Annotated in this window: 17 protein-coding genes; 2 read left to right on the top strand and 15 right to left on the bottom strand. The window is 64.7% G+C overall.

The features are described from left to right. Positions 1-11: 11 nt before the first annotated feature. The 10 genes from Q8R75_RS09930 to Q8R75_RS09885 all read right to left on the bottom strand — a co-directional run bounded on the left by Q8R75_RS09930 (position 12) and on the right by Q8R75_RS09885 (position 14,814). Complete coding sequence (locus Q8R75_RS09930) at positions 12-3,725, bottom strand: tetratricopeptide repeat protein (protein ID WP_305612844.1); 3,714 nt, start codon at positions 3,723-3,725, stop codon at positions 12-14. Next, positions 3,688-6,429: a bifunctional glycoside hydrolase 114/ polysaccharide deacetylase family protein gene (locus Q8R75_RS09925; protein WP_305612843.1), complete on the bottom strand. Its 2,742-nt coding sequence runs from the start codon at positions 6,427-6,429 to the stop codon at positions 3,688-3,690. The genes Q8R75_RS09930 and Q8R75_RS09925 overlap by 38 nt, the downstream gene beginning before the upstream one ends. Before the next feature lie 285 nt (positions 6,430-6,714). Then, entirely contained in the window at positions 6,715-7,446 is a 732-nt protein-coding gene (locus Q8R75_RS09920; protein WP_305612842.1) for a proteasome-type protease, read from the bottom strand. Positions 7,447-7,558: 112 nt separating this feature from the next. Beyond that, positions 7,559-8,371, bottom strand: coding sequence for a transglutaminase family protein (locus tag Q8R75_RS09915; RefSeq protein WP_305612840.1), 813 nt, complete (start codon positions 8,369-8,371; stop codon positions 7,559-7,561). A gap of 103 nt (positions 8,372-8,474) precedes the next feature. Continuing rightward, positions 8,475-9,425 (bottom strand): alpha-E domain-containing protein, encoded by a 951-nt coding sequence (locus tag Q8R75_RS09910; protein WP_305612838.1) that lies wholly within the window; start codon positions 9,423-9,425, stop codon positions 8,475-8,477. Between the two features lie 256 nt (positions 9,426-9,681). After that, on the bottom strand, positions 9,682-11,103 hold the full coding sequence (locus Q8R75_RS09905; protein ID WP_305612836.1) for a circularly permuted type 2 ATP-grasp protein: 1,422 nt from the start codon (positions 11,101-11,103) through the stop codon (positions 9,682-9,684). Between the two features lie 222 nt (positions 11,104-11,325). Further along, positions 11,326-12,513: a beta-ketothiolase BktB gene (gene bktB, locus Q8R75_RS09900; protein WP_305612834.1), complete on the bottom strand. Its 1,188-nt coding sequence runs from the start codon at positions 12,511-12,513 to the stop codon at positions 11,326-11,328. 43 nt (positions 12,514-12,556) lie between these two features. After that, a complete protein-coding gene (locus Q8R75_RS09895; protein WP_305625989.1) occupies positions 12,557-13,483 on the bottom strand; it encodes a CobD/CbiB family protein in 927 nt (308 codons plus the stop codon). Positions 13,484-13,582: 99 nt separating this feature from the next. Next, positions 13,583-14,197 carry a CoA pyrophosphatase gene (locus tag Q8R75_RS09890; RefSeq protein WP_305613333.1) on the bottom strand — a complete coding sequence of 205 codons (615 nt, stop codon included), beginning with the start codon at positions 14,195-14,197 and terminating at the stop codon, positions 13,583-13,585. Next, positions 14,197-14,814: a retropepsin-like aspartic protease gene (locus Q8R75_RS09885; RefSeq protein ID WP_305663645.1), complete on the bottom strand. Its 618-nt coding sequence runs from the start codon at positions 14,812-14,814 to the stop codon at positions 14,197-14,199. Before Q8R75_RS09885 ends, Q8R75_RS09890 begins: the two co-directional genes overlap by 1 nt. 28 nt (positions 14,815-14,842) lie before the next feature. Between Q8R75_RS09885 and Q8R75_RS09880 the strand changes: the two genes are divergently transcribed. Then, positions 14,843-15,547 (top strand): type 1 glutamine amidotransferase, encoded by a 705-nt coding sequence (locus Q8R75_RS09880; protein WP_305614423.1) that lies wholly within the window; start codon positions 14,843-14,845, stop codon positions 15,545-15,547. Between the two features lie 33 nt (positions 15,548-15,580). Here Q8R75_RS09880 and Q8R75_RS09875 read toward each other — a convergent pair whose 3' ends face one another. Genes Q8R75_RS09875 through Q8R75_RS09855 form a run of 5 tightly spaced genes read right to left on the bottom strand, consistent with a single transcriptional unit; the run spans position 15,581 to position 19,841 of the window. Next, complete coding sequence (locus tag Q8R75_RS09875) at positions 15,581-16,066, bottom strand: YajQ family cyclic di-GMP-binding protein (protein ID WP_305625987.1); 486 nt, start codon at positions 16,064-16,066, stop codon at positions 15,581-15,583. Between the two features lie 24 nt (positions 16,067-16,090). Continuing rightward, on the bottom strand, positions 16,091-16,405 hold the full coding sequence (locus Q8R75_RS09870; RefSeq protein ID WP_305625986.1) for a pyrimidine/purine nucleoside phosphorylase: 315 nt from the start codon (positions 16,403-16,405) through the stop codon (positions 16,091-16,093). 36 nt (positions 16,406-16,441) lie between these two features. Beyond that, entirely contained in the window at positions 16,442-17,680 is a 1,239-nt protein-coding gene (locus Q8R75_RS09865; protein WP_305625985.1) for an argininosuccinate synthase, read from the bottom strand. A gap of 47 nt (positions 17,681-17,727) precedes the next feature. Further along, positions 17,728-18,651, bottom strand: coding sequence for an ornithine carbamoyltransferase (gene argF / locus Q8R75_RS09860; RefSeq protein ID WP_305625984.1), 924 nt, complete (start codon positions 18,649-18,651; stop codon positions 17,728-17,730). A gap of 2 nt (positions 18,652-18,653) precedes the next feature. Next, entirely contained in the window at positions 18,654-19,841 is a 1,188-nt protein-coding gene (locus tag Q8R75_RS09855) for an acetylornithine transaminase (protein WP_305612047.1), read from the bottom strand. Between the two features lie 654 nt (positions 19,842-20,495). Here Q8R75_RS09855 and Q8R75_RS09850 point away from each other — a divergent pair. Next, the gene (locus tag Q8R75_RS09850) at positions 20,496-20,891 is read left to right on the top strand and encodes a DUF3579 domain-containing protein (RefSeq protein ID WP_305612046.1); all 396 of its coding nucleotides are present in this window, start codon (positions 20,496-20,498) and stop codon (positions 20,889-20,891) included. The last annotated feature ends 110 nt before the right edge of the window (positions 20,892-21,001 follow it).

The raw sequence follows: 21,001 nt of genomic DNA, 5'->3' as shown, positions 1-21,001 counted from the left end.
AATGACGGCTTTCAGAAGAACAGCCGGTAGTGAAGCGAAAATTCGGTGGTGCGCGCGAACAGCCCGCCACCGCCCTTGTTCTGTCGCCAGGACAGCGAAAAATGGTCGGTGCCGAGCACGCTGCCCGCCAGCCCGAGGGCCACGTCGTAACCGGCACCCGACACGCTGTTGTTGAGCACGCCGACCGATCCGAAGGGCCGCAGCGCCTTGGTGTAGTCGCGCACCAGCCGCACGTTGTGGGTGAGGCGCACGCCGTGCAGGTCGAAGCTTTGCGGCCGCAGCGCGGTGGCGTCAGACGCACTGGCGAAGAACAGCCGGTTCTTGATATCTACGGCACGCGCATCGGCAAGATCAATGTCGGACGGGTTGAAGCGGTAACCCGCCACATAGGCGCTGACTTCGAGGTCGGGCAGTTCGGTGCGGATCGAGTGCACGTATTCCGCCAGCCACAGACGGCCGCGGCCGATGTCGAGATCGTTCTGCGCCTGGTAGCGGTAGCGCGACAGTTGCAGACCGATGCGGTCGTAACGCGACACCCGGTAGGTGCCGCGAAGTTCGACCTGATCGCGCATGCCGGCGACGCGCAGCCCGAGGTTTTCGGTGGCCGGCATGTTCAGGCCGATGCCCAGCGATCCGGACAGGCGCCGGTCGATGCGTTGTTCACGCTCAATGGCGAACGGATGAATCGTTTCGAAGCCGTCGCGCTGACCGACGGTGATGCGGGTCACGCCGTCGTCGTGCGCCCAGGCCAGCCGTCCGAGCAGGTATTCGCGTTCGTCCGGCACCGCCGAGAAATCGACGTTGTCGCCGCGGCCGCGCGTGATCGAACCGAACTCGACGCTGAACCGCAGGTCGGGCGCGACACCGATGTCGAGCGTGGCCGACTGCTGGCGCTCGTCGATGCCGGCCAGTTCCCGCTGTGCGATGTCAAGGTCGAAGCGGTCGGCGTAATCGAGCAGCGCGTCGCTCAGTTGCAGGTGCAGCGGCGCGTCGTCGCGCTGTGCGTCCATCGTTTCGAAGGCGGCCGTCTGGGCACGCCGCACGTCGCCGACCATACGCGCGCTGTTGACGCGGTCGTAGCGCGGCAGGCGTTCGTCCCACTGCTCGAGCAGCGCGCCGACCGCCGCGACGTCGCCCTGACCGAGCGCGGCCGTGATGTCGGCCCACAGTGGACGGTTCAGCGCGCGACCGTACTGGTGCCACAGAAAGCCGCGCACCGCCTCGTACTCGCCGTGATCGATGAACCAGGACAGCGCCAGTTCCTTCGCCGCGGGCAGCCATTCGCCGTCGGGCGCGCGATCGAGCCGCAGCACCTCGCGCAGCAGCGCATGCGATGCGTCGCCCGGCTGCTGCGCGCGCGCCAGGCGCACGCGCGCCAGTCGCTGCAACTGCGCGATGTCGTCGGCGGCGAGCACCCGCAACTTCGGCCGCTCGGCGCGCCACAGCTGTTCGCGCAGCCGCCAGGCGCGCTCCGTTTCCTGATTCTGTTCCAGTGCATCGGCAACGTTCATCATCCAGAGGAAGTCGCCGCGCTGCGCGCCGATGCGCGGCAGCAGATAGCGTTCGAGCGCAGTCTGCGGGCGCGACAGCGCCTGCCAGGACGCAGCCAGCGCGTCATGCAGCAAGGGCTCGCGCGCCCACGCCTGTTCGTGGCGCGCCAGCAGTTCGCGCAGCGCCAGCGTGTCGTTGCCATCGATGAACAGCCACAGCAGCGCCGAGCGCACGTCGACCGAGCCCGGGTCGATGGCCAGCGCGGCGCTGAAATCGTCCAGCGCCTGTGCCTTGCGGCCGGCGGCCTGATGCCAGCGCGCACGGATCTGCAGGAACAGCGGAAGCTGTTCGGCATCACGCCGCTGGGCGTCCGACAGCTCACCGATGATGCGGCCGATGTCCTGCGACCGGCCGGTGAACACATACAGATCCAGCGTGCGCATCAGCCACGTTCGATCGCCGTAGTGGCGCCAGCCGCGCTCAGCCTCGCGCGCCGCCTGCAGCGGTGCGACATCCAGCAGCAGTTCGACCAGATCCTGCAGTTCGGACACCTCGACATCGTCGAAGCGCGTGATGCGGGCCAGCGCATCGCGCGCCCGGTCGTCGTCCTGCAGTAGCTGTGCCAGCGACGAATACAGCCGCCAGTAATCGCGATCTGCGTCGGTCGCCGCCGGGCGGGCCGCTTCGAGCGCGGCCATCGCTTCATCGAAGCGGTTGCGCGAAATCAGCAGCGCCGCGCGGCGCGATGTGCGACGCACATCCGGCGTGGCGGTGGCATCGATGCGTGCCAGCGTGGCCAGTGCGAGATCGATGTCGGCTGCGCGTTCGGCCAGATCGGCCAGCGCAACCAGCACCGGCAGCGGCGGGTTTGCACCGGCCACGCCCTGCAGGAATTCGATGCCCTCGCGCGGTTTGCCGAGCCGTTCATAGGTGGCGATGATGGCGCTCAGCAGGCGGCTGTCGCCGGGTTGGCGCGCAATGCGGTGACGCAGGCCGGCCAGCAGCGCTTCGTCGTCGAGCAGACCGGGCGCCAGCCTGAGCACTGCGTCCCACGCGTCTTCGCGACCGGTGCGCCGGGCGATGACCAGCCACTGGTCCAGCCCTTCCTGCGGCTTGCCGGCCCACTCGGACGACGTGGCCAGGCGCTCGCGCCAGATCATGCTGTCGGGCGCCTGGCGCACCGCCGATGCGGCGACGCGCTGTGCGTCGTCGAGCTGGCGGTTGCCGAGAAAGGCTTCGAAACCGAGCGTGTAGATACGGTCATCGAATGGCAGATCGGGCACGCCATTCGTCGCCACCCGCCAGGGCTGGGCATCGAAGCCGGACTGCGCCAGCAGCGTGCGGCGCAGTTGCTGCTGCAGCGACAGCTTCAGCATGGCGCGCGCAAAGCGCGCTGCCGCGTCGGGACGGTTGGCGGCGCGCGCCAGCGTGACCAGGTAGTACAGCACTTCGGTGTCGCCCGACAGTTCGCCCAGTTCGCGTTCGGCCGTTTCGAGCGCCAGCGCCAGCAAGTTGCCCGACTGCAGGATGCGGATGGCCTGCAGGTAGAGCTGGCGGCGGTTTGCGGCATCAGGTTCGGCGGCACGCAGCAACAGCAGGATTTTCGCGGCGTTCTGGTATTCGCCGTGACCCAGCAATTCCTTCGCCGCCTCGCGATAGATGCGCGCGTCGGGGCGCGCCCCTTCGCGCGTGAAGCCCGACAGCAATTCCAGCGCCAGCACCGCCTGCCCCCAGGACAGCGCACGTTCGACCAGCGCCATGCGGTTCTGGTCGGTCAGGCCGTCGATCAGCACGGTGCGGCGCAGCTTTTCGGGCAGGGTCGCCTCGAGTTCGGCGCGCCGTGCAGATCCGGGCAGGCTGGCCAGCAGCTCGCTTTCGAACACCGTCCATTCGACCCAGCGCGCTTCGGTGCCAGCGGCGCCGGCTGGCGTAGCGGACAGCAGCGGCGCGAGCGCGAAGCGCGCACCGTCGTAGTCGCGCCGTGCCAGCGCCTGTCGCACCAGCGCCAGGCGCAGTTCGGGATTGTCCGGGTCGGTGCGCAACAGATTGCGCAGATAGGCGATGGTCAGCGTGTCGCCGCGGGTCGCGTTCAGCGTGTATTGCACCAGCTCGCGATACGGATAGAGCACGACCAGCAACAGCGCCACCAGCAGCGCGATGCCCAGCAGCACATGCGGCGCGACCAGCCGCGGCCGCTCAAGCGAGGCGGCAGCGTAACTCGATCGTCGCAGCATGCGCGGTCAGTCTGAAGTGTGAAAGTGCTGCGTCGCGACGGTAGGGCTTGAGCGCCTTGCCATCGGCGCTGGCGGTGCAGTGGTCGATGTTCGCGAGCACGAATTCAAGCGGAACGTGGGCGCGCAGGTCCAGCACCAGCCGGTCGCCGTCGCGCGTCATGGCGGCGATACGCCCGTTGCTGCTCGACAGCGCGGGTGCCGCTGGCGCCGTCGGCAGCAGGCCGAAGCTCGCCTGATCGGCGGCCAGATGCAGATAGCGGCCTTCCGGCCCGGCGGTGTAACCGGCCACACCAGACGCTGCGGCGAGATCCGGATAACCCAGTTCGGTCGGCAGGCGCAGCGTGCGCAGATGCGACGCATTGCGCACCAGGTAACGCTGGCCGTCCAGCGAGCGCGCCAGCACCAGATCGTTGAAGTTCATCGCGATGCGCACGTACTCGCTCGGAAAGACCGGGTGAACGTCCTGCGCAAGCGCATGGCGATACACCTTGTGCAGCGCGTCGAGCGCCGCCCGCTTGCTGGCCGAATACGTGTGGTAGTAGATGTTGATCGGCTTCAGCCGGCGCGGTGCGCCGGTGTAGTCGAAGGTTTCGATGACGCGTTCGAAGCCGTAGAACGGGCCGGTCCACAAGTTCGTGTAGACGTTTTCGTTCATGATCGGCGCATGCACATGGAAGCGCCGGCCCTGCCAAGACCCCAGCGCGGACACCGCGGCAAGACTGGCGTAGTTGCGGGTAGCCACCGTGTAGCCGCCGTTCATCTGCACCATGCCTGCCGCGTCGACGATGTCCAGCGCAGCTTCGGTCGGCGACGCATCGCCGGTCCACAACATCAGCCCGACTGGTTTGCCGGGCGGTGCCAGACGGCTGCGGATGTATTCGCTCGAACCCAGTATTTCGCGCTGCAGGCTCGGCACATAGCCCTTGGGTGCCAGCGAATAGCCCTGCAGCGACTCGCGCACTTCGCCGCGTTCCACGCTGTCCCAGAAGAAGGGATGCGTATAGCTGTGCGATGCAATTTCGACATGCGGCAACGCGAACATGCGGCGCGCCACCTCTTCCATCAGCGGCGACTCTTTCGGATACGCGCCCTGCGGGCTGGTTTCGACCTCGATCACCGACATCGCATGCGGCACGGCGTAGCGCTTGAGCACCTCGTCGAGCAGCACTTCAGCAGCCAGACGGCGGCCCGGCATTTCGGCACGCGACGGAAAACCATCGCCGTCGATGTGCGCGAAGAACATGCGGCGGCCGGCGGCCGTCGTGGTGTCGGCGACCGGCAACGCGGGTAGCGCCAGCGCCTGGCGGATGAAGGCGAAGGGTTCGACGATCCAGCGCGACTGCTCGTCCTCGCCCGGCAGCACGCGCACAACGAAGGGATTCAGCACATAGCCGCCCCACGCGGTGAAGGCCGCCGCGTCGTAGTGCGTACCGTTTGCGTCCGACAGGCGCAGCAGCGCCCGTGCCCCGGGCGCCGACACCCGTATCGCCTCGACGCCCCGTCGCTCCGGCAGCGCCGGCGACTCGTAGCCGATCAACGCATCGGCGGTGACGACCTTCAGCGCCCCTTTCGGCGGTCCGGCGTCTTCGAGCCCCGCGGCGCGGACGAAGCTGCCTGCCGGCTGGAACCCGAAACTGCCGAACATCGCAACCCGCGTACCTTCGGCGATGCGCGCGGCCAGCCAGTTCGCCAGCGCGCCGGTACGATCCGGCGCCACGTAGCCATCGAACCAGGCGACGACGCCAGCGTAGTCGCCGGCGGACACCACGTCCGGCAGGCTGCCGTTGACGTCGACATACTCGGCCACATAGCCCAGATGATTGACCGGCATTTCAGCGTAACGGTGCGCATTCGACGAATTGATGCGCGACGACTCACGGCTGTTGTAGAGGAACATCACCTTGCGCGGCAGCACTTCGATCAGGCCGACTCCGGTGGTTTCGAGCGCGGCATCGGTCACGTAGGGCACGATGCCGTGCGACAGGATGCGTTTTGCCGTGTCGCGCGCCAGCGCGCGGTCTGTCGGCGCGACGTAGTCGATCGCCAGCACTGCGGCGCCGTGCTGCTCGCGTGCCGCAACGAGTTGGCCAAGCAGCCAGTCGCGATCCGCCTGCGACACCTCGACATAGCGCTTCTTCTTCGCGTCCCAGCCGCGGTACAGCGATTCGGCGGCCACCGCAAACACCTCGCCCTGCAGCGCGGGCATCAGTTCAAAGCCGCGGTTCATGATGAGACGGATGCCCGGAAAGCGTGCTCGCATCGTGCGGATCACCGCCACCAGTCCGGCCTGCTGCGCCGCAACGTCTGCGGTTTTCACCAGGTAGTAGGAATCGAGCGTGTCGAGAAAAAAGCCGCGGTAGCCGCGCGCCCACAGCGGTGCAATGACCTGTTCGGCGAAGAAGGCCGGCCAGTCCGGCTGCGCCTGATCGATCACGATGGACTGCCAGTCGGTGTTGCTGCCAATGCGCCATGCTGCGGGAATACGCGAGGCGTAGCCGCGCGACGGATGCACTTCGCCGACGCTGACATAGGCGAACAGTTCGCTGCCGGTACCGTCTGCCTTGCCAGCCCGGTAGGCGATCGGATCGAAGCCGTGATCGGGCTCGACCACCGCAATGTCGAACGCCTTGAGCGAAGCCAGCGGCGCTTGCTTGCCATAGTGCAGTGCGATGGAAGGCAGATCCGCCGCGCGCGCTGTAGCCACACATGCGAAGCTTGCAGCGACCAGACACAGCAGGAAACAAAGCACGCCTCGCAGTGCCCTGGGCATCAGGGCAGGCGGCGTATAGCACGCATCGGTTGCGCGTGCGCAAGGCCAGTCGGCTTGGGCGGACATGCTCCGGACAGGTTCGTGGCTGGAATCCGGATTAACGACGTCCCTGCGGGAACCTTTAGCTTTGCGGGCGGGCCGGCAGAAACGCCAGAAAGGACAACGTACCTGTGCGGCGCAACGCGCGCTGCGGCGCGGTGTGCCAGGCCCCGAGCGATATCAGCCCGGTATCCAGTCCGGCGAGGGCAGCGCGTGGAAGGCCTCACGCAGGCTTTCGCCCCAGCGGCTGCGGATCATTTCGAAGTAGGCGTTGTCGGCGTCGATGCGCAGGCTGGAGCACACCTTGAGTCCGTCGCGGCGCAGCACCAGCAGGTCGAGCGGCAGCCCGACCGACAGGTTGGACCGTATCGTCGAATCCATCGATATCAACGCACACTTGGCCGCATCGTCGAGCAAGGTTTCCGGGCGGATCACGCGGTCGATGATGGGCTTGCCGTACTTTGCCTCGCCGATCTGGAAATACGGCGTATCGCGTGTCGCCTCGATGAAATTGCCTGCCGAGTAGATCTGGAACAGCCTGGGCAATTCGCCCAGTATCTGACCACCGAGGATGAAGGAGGCGTTGAATTCGATGCCGAATTCCTGCAGCGCATCGGCGTCGCGCGCATACACCTCGCGCAGGCAGTCGCCGACATGGCGGGCCGCTTCGAACAGATTGGAAACGGTGTACAGATTCGGCCCGTCGGTGGCCAGGCGCTCGCGCAACAGGCTCACCAGCGTCTGGGTCACCGCCAGATTGCCGGCGCTCATCAGCACGAGCACGCGTTCGCCCGCCCGCTCAAACACATTCATCTTGCGGAAGGTATTGATGTGATCGACCCCCGCATTGGTGCGTGAATCCGACAGGCAGACCAGCCCGGCGTCGAGCAGCATGCCCACGCAGTAAGTCATGGCAGAAGTTCCGGCAGGTGTGGGAGAGGAATGTTATCCGTGTCGGCTGGCCTGTGCGCGGTGCGGCCCGAAAAGCCACAGCCATGCGAGTCCATCCGGAAAGGCCGACGGTTCAGTGGCGGTGCACAGACACCCGCGTCACTGTCATCACGGCATGGTCAGCCGTGTCGCTCAGACGCACCGGGCAGGCATCGAGATGATCGCGACCGACGGCCAGTCGGCAGTAGCCCTGCCCGGCCAGCGATCGTTCGAGCACATCGACGCTGACCCAGCCGGCTTCGCCGCCGGCGGCGGGGCCGCTGGCGAGCCAGACGTCGACCCAGGTGTGCGGTGCAGCCCATTCTCCGGCCGTGTCGACCAGATAGCCGCTGACGAAACGCGCCGGCAGGCCGGCGGCGCGGCAGCATGCGATGAAGGCATGCGCGATATCGGCGCCGCAACCGCGCCCGGCTTCGAATGCACTGGCGGCGCCGGCCGGCGGCACGCATTCAGGCTGGTGGCGTACCGCGCCGCAGATCGCGCCGCTCAGGTCGAGCAATTCGCCCACGGTGTCGCGGCGCGCGCGAAGATGGGTGGCCGCCATCGCATGTGCCTGTTCATCGCTTTCCGTCAGGCGGCTGGTCGCCAGATAGGACAGCGGCGACAGCGTGCCCGCATCACGCGGCATCCATGCGGCATCGTCGGTCATGCGAACCGTACCGCTGACCAGGATGGACAACTCACTGTGCGGGCGGTCCAGTGTCAGGAGGTGACCGACATTGCCGTGCGCATCGATCGACCGGCGCGCGCTGCCGGGCGCCTGAACCTTCCAGGCCAGCGCACGCTGGGTCGAATCCTCGCGCGGCGTCAGCCGCAACTGCTGGATGCTGTATGGAACCGGCCGCGTAAAGCGCAGCGTTGTTTCGTGGCGGATGTCGAGCAGCATGATCATCTCCTCTGATATCGGCAGAAAAGTCGCCGTCGGGCTGCCCCCCGGACGACGTGCCCCCTCTGGGGGCGGGACGGTCGCAGGACGGCCCAGGGGGCGGTCAATTCGACGACATCGGCACCAGGAAGTCTTCGGACACCCGGTTGCCCAGATCGATGACACGTACGATGAACTGCGTCAGGTATTCGTGCAGGCCACGCGTGAACACGTCTTCGATGCGGCCGAACTTCAGGCTGGCATGAAGTTCACCAGCACGCCGCTCGGTTTCGCTCGAACGGTAGTTCGACAGCGCGCTCAGGTTTTCGAACACTTCGTCCAGGCTCGTACGCAGGGAGCGTGGCATCTGGTCATTCAAGATGAGCAGCTCGGCCACCTTGACCGGCGTGATCATGTCGCGATAGACCTTGCGATACACCTCGAACGCGGACACCGAGCGCAGCAGCGCGCTCCATTGGTAGTAGTCGGCAGCGGTGTCGGGCGGCGCCGCACCATCGACCAGCATGTGGTACTTCACGTCGATGAAGCGCGCGGTCGCGTCGGCCCGTTCGAGGAAGGTGCCGAGGCGGATGAAGTGAAAGGCCTCGTCGCGCAGCATGGTGCCCAGCGTGACGCCGCGCGAAAGATGTGAGCGGAACTTCACCCATTCGAAAAACTCGCCGATTTCACTCCCGGCGAGCTTCCAGCGCGGGTAGTCGCGCATTTTGAGCCAGGTGTCGTTGGTGGTTTCCCACATTTCCGACGTGATGGTGCCGCGCACCGCATGGGCGTTTTCGCGCGCCATGCGCAGGCAACTCATGATCGACGATGAATTCGTGCCGTCGAACACCATGAATTCGAGCACCGACTCCATGGTCGCTGCACTGTGCTTGGCGCGAAACGCGTCTTCCAGACCGGTGATCGACAGCGTCGCCCCCCAACCGGCGTCAATGCCCCCGTCGGCCTGGGGCACCATGGACATGCGGTAATTCACGTCCAGCATGCGGGCGACGTTCTCGGCGCGCTCAATGTAGCGGGCCATCCAGTAGAGGTGATCTGCGGTGCGGCTCAGCATGGTGACTCGATCCAGTTATCCGCATAGGCAAAATGCGACGCTTGCGCGCCGCGCCCAGGGGTGTAGCGGGCGTTTCGGCGAGCATTGCTCGCCGCCCGCGCAACCGGTCGGCTGTGCAAAGCCGAACGTGGGCCAGCGCAGCCCCCCCGGCAGGGGTGAGGCAGGGGTTTCGCAGCACATGTGCTGCGCCTGCCGAACGGGCCGCCCGTGCAAAGCCGGCCCTGCGCGAAGGAAGTGAGCGTGGGGGCTTCCATTCTCAGACCTCCAGTATCCAGGTATCTTTGGTGCCGCCGCCCTGCGACGAATTCACCACCAGGGATCCTTCGCGCAGCGCCACGCGGGTCAGGCCGCCCGGAACCATGTTGATGTCCTTGCCCGACAGAACGAACGGGCGCAGGTCGATGTGGCGTGGCGCGATGCCGGCATCGACGAAGGTCGGGCAGGCAGACAGCGCAAGCGTAGGCTGGGCGATGTAGCGATCCGGCGTGTCGATGATGAGCTGCCGGAAGCGTTCGATTTCCTCTTTCGTGGCACGCGGGCCGATCAGCATGCCGTAGCCGCCTGCACCGTGCGTTTCCTTGACGACCAGTTCGCCCAGATGAGAGAGCACGTAAGCCAGATCGTCCGGCTTGCGGCACATGAACGTCGGTACATTGTTCAGCAGAGGTTCTTCGCCGAGATAGAAGCGGATCATGTCCGGCACATAGGGATAGATCGACTTGTCGTCGGCCACTCCGGTACCGATCGCATTGGCCAGCGTGACATGTCCGTCGCGATAGACCTGCAGCAGCCCCGGCACGCCAAGCATGGAATCGGGCCGGAAGGCGAGCGGGTCAAGGAAGTCGTCGTCGATGCGGCGGTAGATCACGTCCACCCGCTGCGGACCCTGGGTGGTGCGCATGTACAGGTGCTCGTCGCGCACGAACAGGTCCTGCCCCTCGACCAGCTCGACGCCCATCTGCTGCGCGAGGAAGGCGTGTTCGAAGTAGGCCGAGTTGTAGGCGCCCGGCGTGAGCACGACGACAGTCGGGTCGATCACCCCGGCCGGTGCGACAGCGCGCAGATTGGTCAGCAGCATGTCCGGGTAGTGCTCGACCGGTGCCACGCGGTAGCGCGAAAACAGCTCCGGGAACAGCCGCATCATCATCCGCCGGTCTTCCAGCATGTAGGACACGCCGGAGGGCACGCGCAGATTGTCTTCCAGCACGTAGAACTCGCCAGCGCCGGCCCGCACCACGTCGACCCCGGCGATGTGCGCATAGATGCCGCCGGGCACATCGACGCCCTGCATTTCCGGGCGGTACTGGCTGTTGGACAGTATCTGTTCGGCCGGTACGTGACCGGCCTTGATGATTTCCTGATCGTGATAGACGTCGTTCAGGAACATGTTCAGCGCCTTGACCCGCTGGCGCAGGCCGGCTGCGAGCTGCTTCCATTCCTGCGCCGGAATGATGCGCGGCACGATGTCGAACGGAATCAGGCGTTCCTTGCCGGACTCTTCGCCATAGACGGCGAAGGTGATGCCGACGCGGTGAAAGACGAGGTCGGCTTCGGCCCGCTTCTGGGCAATGCGCTCGGGAGGCGTTTCCGCAAGCCACTTCTTGTATCCGGCGTAGTGACTTCGCACCGTGCCGTCGGCACTGTTCATTTCGTCATAGATCGACGACGGATTTGCCATGATCGTGTTGTCTCGGTGGTGATGTGGCGCTTGTGCTGACTTCATCCGGAGCACAGCGAGAAATGTGCCATGCCCCAAAGCCGCGTCCATACTTGAAAACCCCTGCCCCGAATGGGTTTTTGCACCACAACGGTGCGGCACCCGGATTCATCTGGTGCAGAGCCGCAAAACAAAACGCCCCGCGGGGTGCGGGGCGTTCAGGAGTGTTGGAGCGACCCGCACTCAGATGCGTTCGATGATGCCGGCAATGCCCTGACCGCCGCCGATGCACATCGTGATCAGGCCATAGCGGCCGCCCGTGCGCTGCAGTTCGTACAGGCACTTGACGGTGAGGACCGCACCCGTCGCACCGACCGGATGACCGAGGCCCACTGCGCCGCCATTGACATTCACCTTGGCCGGATCGAGACCCAGTTCGCGCGTGACGCACATTGCCTGCACAGCAAACGCCTCGTTCGATTCGATCACGTCAAGATCGGACGCCTTCAGGCCGGCGCGCGCGAGCGCCAGCTTGACGGCAGGAATCGGGCCCGTGCCCATGATGCTGGGCGCGACGCCGGCAACCGCATAGGACACCAGGCGGGCCAGCGGCTTGGCACCGGAACGGGCAGCGGCGCCCGCTTCCATCATGACGATGGCGGCCGCGCCGTCGTTGATGCCCGAAGCATTGCCGGCAGTCACCGAGCCGTCCTTCTTGAACACCGGGCGCAGTTTGGCCATGCCTTCGACCGTGGCGTCGCGGCGGAAATGCTCATCGGTGTCGATGACCGTCGTGCCCTTCTTGGTCTGCACTTCAAGCGGTGCGATCTGCGACTTGAAATGGCCGGCATCGGTTGCGGCGGCAGCGCGGCGGTGCGACTCGACGGCGAACGCGTCCTGATCTTCACGACCGAAACCGAACTGGCTGGCAACGTTCTCGGCCGTGATGCCCATGTGGGTCGTTTCGAACGGATCGGTCAGTGCGCCGACCATCATGTCGATCATCTTGGTGTCGTTCATGCGGGCGCCCCAGCGCGCAGCGGGCATCAGGTAACCGCCGCGGCTCATGGTTTCCACGCCTCCGCCGACCGCACATTCGGCGTCGCCAAGCTGGATGGCATTGGCGGCCGACACGATGGCCTGGAAGCCGGACCCGCACAGGCGGTTCACGCCCATTGCGCAGGATTCCTGGGCCATGCCGGCATTGAGTGCGACCACGCGCGACACGTACATGTCGCGTGCTTCGGTGTGGATCACGTTGCCGAACACCAGATGCTGTGCTTCCTTGGCATCGACACCGGCGCGCGCAAAGGCGGCCTTGACGACGTGCGCGCCCAGATCACATGCCGTGAAATCCTTCAGCGAACCGCCGTAGGCGCCGATCGGCGTACGCGCAGCACCCACGATCACCACTTCTCTCTTGTCAGCCATCGCCACAACCTCCCTTGAAATCAGTTTCTGAACACGTTTCGAATCAGTTTCCGATATAGCCGGCCAGCGTCAGCAAGCCAAGCAGGATCAGACAAAACACCAGTGTGCGCCAGACCAGGCCAATCGCGCTTTGCATCAGATCAACATCGGCGTCATTGCCCATGCCCAGTTCGGGCCGGTCGGCCACCTCGCCCAGTTCGAACAGCGGCGCGCCAAGCTTGACGCCCAGTGCGCCGGCGCCACTGGCCAGCAGGATGCCGGCCGCCTGTTCGGGCCACTTTGCCGCCTGCGTACGCCAGCAATGCACCGCATCCTCGAAATCGCCGACGATGGCGAACGTGGCGGCGGTCATGCGCACGGGTACCCAGTCCAGCCATTCGTACATGCGGCGCGCAAAGCGGCCGAATGCACCGAATTCGATGTTTTCCCGCCGCGCCCACGACCATGACAGGCGTTCGGTGAGACGATACAGCAGCGGGCCGGTCGGTCCGGGCAGCAGTGCGAACAGCGCGAGCGGAGCAAGCACGTGCCGATGCGCCGCGAGGATGCCCTGCTCGATCGACAGCCGGGCGATTTCCTCGGTCTTCAGGCGGTCGGTATTGCGCTGCAGCCAGTCCGACAGCTCGCGTCGCGCTGAGTCCGGGTCGTCGGCGCGCAATGCATCGGCAATCGCCTCGAAATGATGGCTGAACTGGCGGAAACCCATGGTGGCATAAAGCACCAATACATTGAGCGCCCAGCCGAGCAAGGGGTTGATCCACACCAGCACGAGGTAGAGACACCACACCGCGAACACCGGCAGGCCGACAGCGAGTACCCACGCAATCACGCCATGCCGGGCTTCACCGGCATTGAGCCGCTGCTCGAACCAGAAGGCGTAGCGCGCAAGCGGCCCCGCCACTACGCGTTCGTAGGACAGCGGTTTGAATTGCTCGATCAGGAGTGCGACGAAGAGAGACAGCCAAGTCATGAAGAAGCGTCAGTTGCCATGCCAGCCTGCGGACGATAGCACACCGCGGAATCCGGCGCCGGGCGGGCGTCAGCGGTCAGAAGTCAACACAGCCCGTTGTCACCGCCGCAGTGGATGATCGGCGCGCAGGTGCTCGGCGAAACTGACGATCATGCCCGCGGTCGCGCCCCAGATGTCGTAGCCCTGCCACGGCATGGCCCAGTATTCGCGCATCACACCTTCGTGCTCAATGCGACCGCGCTTGCGGTTGGACGGATCGAGCAGGAAGGACAGCGGGGTTTCGAAGGCCTCGGCAACCTCGAACGGGTCGAGCTGCAACGCAAGCGGCGTACGCAGCAGGGCGACCACCGGCGTCACGCGGAATCCGCTCGCCGTGATGAAATAGTCGGGCAGGCGTCCGAGCAGCTCGACCTGTTCGGCCGCCAGACCGATTTCTTCCTGCGCTTCGCGCAACGCGGTGGCTTCGGGCGACACATCGCCGGGGTCGACCCGGCCACCCGGAAACGCGATCTGGCCCGGGTGATCGTAAAGATGCGCGCTACGCCGGGTCAGCAGCAGGGTAGGCTCGGCGCCGCCAATCACCACCGGCACCAGGACGGCGGCCGGCGTGAAGCCGGCGAAGCGCTCGTCGATCGGACACGGCGGCAGTGCGCGCAGGCGACTGCGCAAACCTTGCGGATCGAAACCGGCGGTCGAAAGCAGGAGCGTGTCCATCAGAAGCGCTGCTTCAGCGTCATGATCTGGCCCGAGCGCTGCATGTCCATGCGGTTCAGAAAACTCATGCCCAGCAGCACATGCGGCATGTCGGCTTCCATCACTGCCGCCTCGACATTGCTCAGTGTCACGCTGCCCAGTTTGACGCTGGCCAGCTTGACCCGCCAGGCGCGCACCACGCCATTGGCGGTCTGCACCGTGATGACCGGGGCGGACGCCGTGCGGATGTTGGCGCGCAGGGCGTCGCTGCGCCCGAGCGCGATGACCGTGGCGCCGGTATCGAGCAGGAAACGCACCGGCGTGCCGTTGATGGCGCCGTCGGACAGGAAGTGCCCCTGCGAATCGGCGTTCAGGTGGATGGCGACTGCGCCGGCATCGCTGCTGCGCGACGAGGCGACGTTTTCGCCGATGCGCAGCTGCACGCGCCTGCCTTCGACTTCAACCCACGCGCTGTCGCGGTCAACCGACAACAACCGGATGCCTTCCGGCGACCGGGCTCCGACGGCAAGCGTGCGCGGCGCGCCGCCATCGACCACCAGCACCGCCTTGCCGCCAAACACGCCCGCCAGCGAGAGGTCCGCCGAGTAGGCAGAACCGCTCGCCAGCGACAGAAGCATCGCTAGAATGTGCGCAGGAGGTCTATTGATGAAGCCCATTGCAGTTTTCCGTCACAGCCTGACCGAGGGGCCAGGGCATATCGCAACATACATGAAAGGCATAGGCCGCGAAATCAAGGTGGTCGCCATCGACCGCGGCGATACCGTTCCGGCTGATCCGACCCCATTCTCGGGCCTGTGTTTCATGGGCGGCCCGATGAGTGTTAACGACCCGCTACCCTGGATACCTGAGGTGCTGGCGCTGATCCGCCGCGCGATGGATGCCGACATCCCGGTCATCGGCCACTGCCTGGGTGGGCAGCTGATGACGAAGGCGCTCGGCGGTACGGTGGGCGCCAATCCGGTCAAGGAGATCGGCTGGCGCCAAGTCACGCTGAGCGGCCCGGCTGCGCGCGAGTGGTTCGGCGACCGGGAGGGCTTCCTGTCATTTCACTGGCACGGTGAAACTTTTTCGCTGCCCGACGGTGCCAGCCATCTGCTGGCGTCGGACGCCTGCACCAATCAGGCGTGGGCGATCGGCAAGCATCTGGCGATGCAGTGCCACATCGAAATGACCGAAGCGATGATCCGCGAGTGGTGTGTCGGCGGGCAGAAGGAAATCCACGAAGCGTCGGCCCAGCCGACGGTGCAATCTGCCGACGACATGCAGCAGGACATCGAGGCGCGCGTGGCGGCGCTGCACGCCGTCGCAGAATGCGCCTACGCGAAGTGGAGCGAAGGTCTGAAGGACTGAAGTGCGCCGCCGGCTGACGCGGCAGCGCGCCGCTCAGTCGCGGAAATTGCCGAACTGCAGCGGAATATCGGTCACCTGCTTGCGCAGCAGCGCGATCGCGTCCTGCAGCACGTCCCGCTTGGCGCCGGTGACGCGCACTTCTTCGCCCTGGATGCTGCCCTGCACCTTGAGCTTGCTGTCCTTGAGGATGCGCACGATCTTCTTCGCCGATTCGCTCTCGATGCCCACCTTGAGCTTCAGTTCCTGCTTCGACTTGTTGCCGCTGATCTTCTGCGCGTCGCCACGCTCGATCGAACGCACGTCGATGTTGCGCTTGGCGAACTTGGCGAGCAGCACGTCGTAGACCTGGTCGAGCTTGAAGTCGTCGTCGGCAAACAGCGTCAACAGCTTGTCACCCTGCTCGACGCGCGCATCCGATCCCTTGAAGTCGAAGCGGTTGGCAATTTCCTTGTTGGCCTGATCGACCGCATTGCGCAGTTCGACCATGTCGATTTCGGAACTGATGTCGAAGGAAGGCATGCGTCGGTTCCCGGAAGTGTCCGCTCAGCCGAAGTGGCAGACGTAGTGATAGGGCTCGCCGGCCACTTCGATGTCGAACGACGAGTTGCCCGGCACATTGTAGGACTCGCCTGCACCGTAAGTCTTCCATTCGGCCTCACCCTTCAGGCGCACACGGCAGCTGCCTGCCACGCCTTCCATGATTTCCGGTGCGCCGGTGTTGAAGGTGAGTGTGGCCGGCAGGATGACGCCGACCGACTTCTTCGTGCCGTCGGCGAACTGGATGCTGTGGCTGACGCACTTGCCGTCGAAATAGACGTTGGCCTTCTTGACGACATTGACGTTGTCGAACTGGGACATGCTTCCGTTCCTGTAAGTGGGTATGCGTCCGGAGACTTACTTGCCGCGCTTGATCGCCGCGTTGGCGGCAATGCGCATGCGCAGCGCGTTCAGCTTGATGAAACCGGCCGCGTCCTTCTGGTCGTAGGCACCGGCGTCGTCCTCGAAGGTGGCGATGGTCGGATCGAACAGCGAATCGGTCTTCGAATCGCGCGCCACGACAATCACATTGCCCTTGTACAGCTTTACGCGGACCCAGCCATTGACCGATTGCTGCGTGTGGTCGATCAGTGCCTGCAGCGCGCGGCGCTCCGGGCTCCACCAGTAGCCGGTGTAGATGATGCTGGCGTAGCGCGGCATCAGGTCGTCCTTCAGATGGGCGACTTCACGGTCCAGCGTGATCGACTCGATGGCGCGGTGGGCGCGCAGCAGGATGGTGCCGCCCGGTGTTTCGTAGCAGCCGCGCGACTTCATGCCGACGTAGCGGTTCTCCACCAGATCGAGGCGGCCGATGCCGTGCTTGCCACCGATCTGGTTCAGCGTGGCCAGCAACTCGTGCGCCGGCATGCGGGTGCCGTTGATGCTCACCAGGTCGCCGCGCTCGAATTCGAGGTCGAGGTATTCGGCCGCATCCGGCGCCGCTTCCGGCGACACCGTCCAGCGCCACATCGATTCTTCGGCTTCGGCCGACGGATCTTCCAGATGACGGCCTTCGTAGCTGATGTGCAGCAGGTTGGCGTCCATCGAGTACGGCGAGCCACCCTGCTTGTGCTTCATTTCGATCGGTATGCCGTGTGTTTCGGCGTAGGCAAGCAGCTTTTCGCGCGACAGCAGATCCCACTCGCGCCAAGGCGCGATCACCTTCACATTCGGCATCAGTGCGTAGGCGCCGAGTTCAAAACGCACCTGGTCATTGCCCTTGCCGGTCGCGCCGTGTGAAATGGCGGTGGCGCCGGTTTCGCGCGCGATGTCGATCAGGCGCTTGGCGATCAGCGGACGCGCGATCGAGGTGCCGAGCAGGTACTCGCCTTCATAGATCGTGTTGGCGCGGAACATCGGAAACACGAAGTCGCGCACGAACTCCTCGCGCAAGTCGTCGATGTAGATGTTCTCCGGCTTGATGCCCAGTTTGATCGCCTTGGCACGCGCCGGTTCGAGCTCTTCACCCTGTCCGAGATCGGCGGTGAAGGTCACGATCTCGCACTGATATACATCCTGCAGCCACTTCAGGATGACCGAGGTGTCCAGGCCGCCCGAATAGGCCAGGACCACTTTCTTGATGTCGCCGCTTGTCATCGTGCCACTCATCGTCTTCGTCTTTCGCTTTCAGTAGATTCGTCGATTCAGCTGCCGGACACGCGGCCCAGCAACAGGAATTCCATCAGCGCCTTCTGCGCGTGCAGGCGGTTTTCGGCTTCTTCCCAAACCACCGAATGCGGGCCGTCGATCACGTCTGCACTGACCTCTTCACCACGATGCGCCGGCAGACAGTGCATGAACAGCGAATCCGGCTTCGCGGCCTTCATCATGTCGGCGTCTACTTGCCAGTCGGCGAACGCCGCGGCACGCGCCTCGTTCTCCGCCTCCCAGCCCATCGAGGTCCATACGTCGGTGGTCACCAGATCGGCCTCGCGCGCGGCGTCCATCGGGTCGGCAAAGCATTCGTGGTGATCGGTCCCGACGCCGGCGCGCTCCGGCTCCACTTCGTAGCCGGGCGGTGTTGAAATGTTCAGCTTGAAGTCGAACAGCTCGGCCGCCTGCATCCAGGTGTGGCACATATTGTTGGAGTCACCGATCCACGCCACCGTGCGGCCGGATATCTCGCCGCGGTGCTCGATCCAGGTGTAGATGTCGGCCAGCACCTGGCACGGGTGGTATTCGTTGGTCAGACCGTTGATGACCGGCACGCGCGAGTTGGCGGCGAAGCGCTCGATGATGGTCTGTTCGAAGGTGCGGATCATGACCACGTCGCACATGCGCGAAATGACCTGCGCTGCGTCTTCCACCGGCTCACCGCGACCGAGCTGCGAATCGCGCGTATTCAGGTAGATGGCGCTGCCACCCATCTGATGCATGCCGGCTTCGAACGACAACCGCGTGCGCGTGCTCTGTTTTTCGAAAATCATCACCAGCGTGCGGTCCTGCAGCGGCCAGTACTGCTCATAGCGCTTGAACTTGTCCTTGATCCAGCGCGTGCGCGCGAACACGTAATCCAGTTCTTCGCGCGACAGGTCGGTGAGCTGCAGAAAGTGTCTGGGTCGGGTCATCGTCAGGCAGCGAGCTGTGAGCCCGCGAGAAAGTTGCGAATGAGGGGCGTGAGGCGCTGCACCAGTTCCTGGCTGTCGGCATCGGAATAGATCAGCGGCGGCACCAGACGGATGGTGCTTTCCGACGTGACGTTGATCAGCACGCCCGCCTCAAGCGCCCGCGCGACCAGCGCACCGCACGGCCGATCGAGTTCGACACCGATCATCATGCCGACGCCACGAATATCCTTCACGCCGGCGGTGTCGGCCAGTGCCGTACGGAAGGCGGTGCGGATGGCGTCGCCTTGACGCACGGCGTTTTCCATGAGGCCATCGCGCTCGATCACGTGCAGCGTGGTCAGTGCGGCGGCGCAGGCCAGCGGATTGCCGCCGAAGGTCGATCCGTGCGTTCCGGGCTTGAATACGCCGGCTGCCGGGCCACGCGCCACGCAGGCACCGATCGGGACACCGGAACCCAGACCCTTGGCCAGCGTCATCACATCCGGCTCGATGCCGGCATGCTGGAAGGCAAACCAACTGCCGGTGCGGCCGACGCCGCTCTGTACTTCGTCGACCATCATCAACCACTGATGCTGGGTACACAATTCGCGCAGTTCGCGCACGTAGTCCAGGTCTGCCGGGTGGATGCCGCCCTCGCCCTGAACGGGTTCAAACAGCACGGCCACCACATTGCGGTTGTGTTCGGCAATCGCTTTCACGGCAGCGATGTCGCTGAACGGCACGCGGTAGAAACCCGGTGTCAGCGGTTCGAACCCGGCCTGCACCTTGCGGTTGCCGGTGGCCGACAACGTGGCCAGCGTGCGGCCGTGAAAGGCGTGCTCCATGACGATGATGCCGGGCAGTTCAACGCCGCGCTGATGCCCGTACAAACGTGCCAGCTTGATCGCCGCCTCGTTGGCCTCGCAACCGGAGTTGCAGAAGAACACCTCATCCATGCCCGACAGTGCTGCCAGACGGTCCGACAGATCTTCCTGTGCAGTCACCCGGTACAGGTTCGAGCAATGGATCATCTCGGCGGCCTGGCGGGAGATCGCCTGCACCAGATCTGGGTGGCCATGGCCCAGCGTGTTGACCGCCACGCCCGCCATCGCGTCCAGATACTCGCGTCCGGCGTCGTCATACAGGCGAGCGCCCTTGCCGTGCGTGAAGGCGACCGGCTGCCGGCCGTAGGTATTCATCAGATGCGTCATCGAAAGCTCCGCGACCGCGTGGCGAGTGCGCCGTGAGGCGCACTATGGAAAACGAAAAAAGCACGGCGGCTCGCGCCGCCGTGCTTGATCAAGCCACGATTTTAGTGCAAAGCCGTCACGCTGTGTAGCGCCAAACCTTCATGTTGCGGCGCACATCGTCACCGCAGCGCAGCAACGAACGCGGGTGACACATCGCGTCAGAGCCCCCTGAAGCCGGCGTCACCAGCGCTAGCGTCCTGATCCAGAAAGGATCATCCGTAAGTGCGATGCGCAGGCATCAATCTGGCACAAAGCGTGCTAGCACTGAGCAACCCATGTAGATCTGCTTGAGCTTGCGTTCGGCATCGTCAGCCGACGTACCTGGAATGCTCAGGTTCTCCATCAACACGCCAGTGCGTGTGCGAATGGTGAATCCGAACCGTGCTACCGGAGACCGCACCGTCGAAGGCTTCGCTGCCCTGTGAGCGCGCATGGGTGAATTAAGCATAAATCGCAATCTCGTCATGGAGATAGCGCGAGTATAGAAACTAGTTGGTAACTTTACAATTCGTTCCGATTGTTTTTAAAGGATTTCTCGGTTGACTCGCTTTGCCTGCAAGCGCATGCATCTGCGGCTTCGGTCAAGAATTCCACTGCACAGGTCGTAAATCCGATATGAGCGCCGTCCCGCACATTGAAGCTACAACTTTAACGATTGCCGATTCTCCGGCGAACGAAGTCTTGTCGACACGCACTGCCGAGGACGCATTGCGTGAAGGAAACCGGGCACCACGCAGTTTCACCATCATCGGCGCTACCGCCAATGGCAAGCCATTCCGCCCCAGCGATTGGTGCGACCGCCTGTGCGGCGTGATGTCGTCATTCGGCAGCCAGCGCAAGATGCGGTATTCGCCATTTGTGCGACCGGGTTGCTGGATTACCGGGGAAAAGTGTGTCTTCGTCGATGCACGGCTGTATGTACTCGAACCGCTGGCCTACAATTTTCTGATGCACTTCGCGCGTGACAACGGCTTGCGTGTCGACTTTGAAGTCAGCGACACGCTGTCCTGACCGGCACGGCACGGTCGCGAAGGACATGCCGCGTCCGGAATGAAGACTGCCGCCAGCACGGAAGTCCCGGAAGATGTATGAATTCCGGATCGGGATCCGGACGACACACC

It is taken from the genome of Methyloversatilis sp., from assembly GCF_030696805.1.
In the GTDB taxonomy this organism is placed as follows: Bacteria; Pseudomonadota; Gammaproteobacteria; order Burkholderiales; family Rhodocyclaceae; genus Methyloversatilis.
The sequence above is the reverse complement of the archived record's forward strand: the minus strand, read 5'-3'. Positions and strand labels throughout refer to the sequence as shown.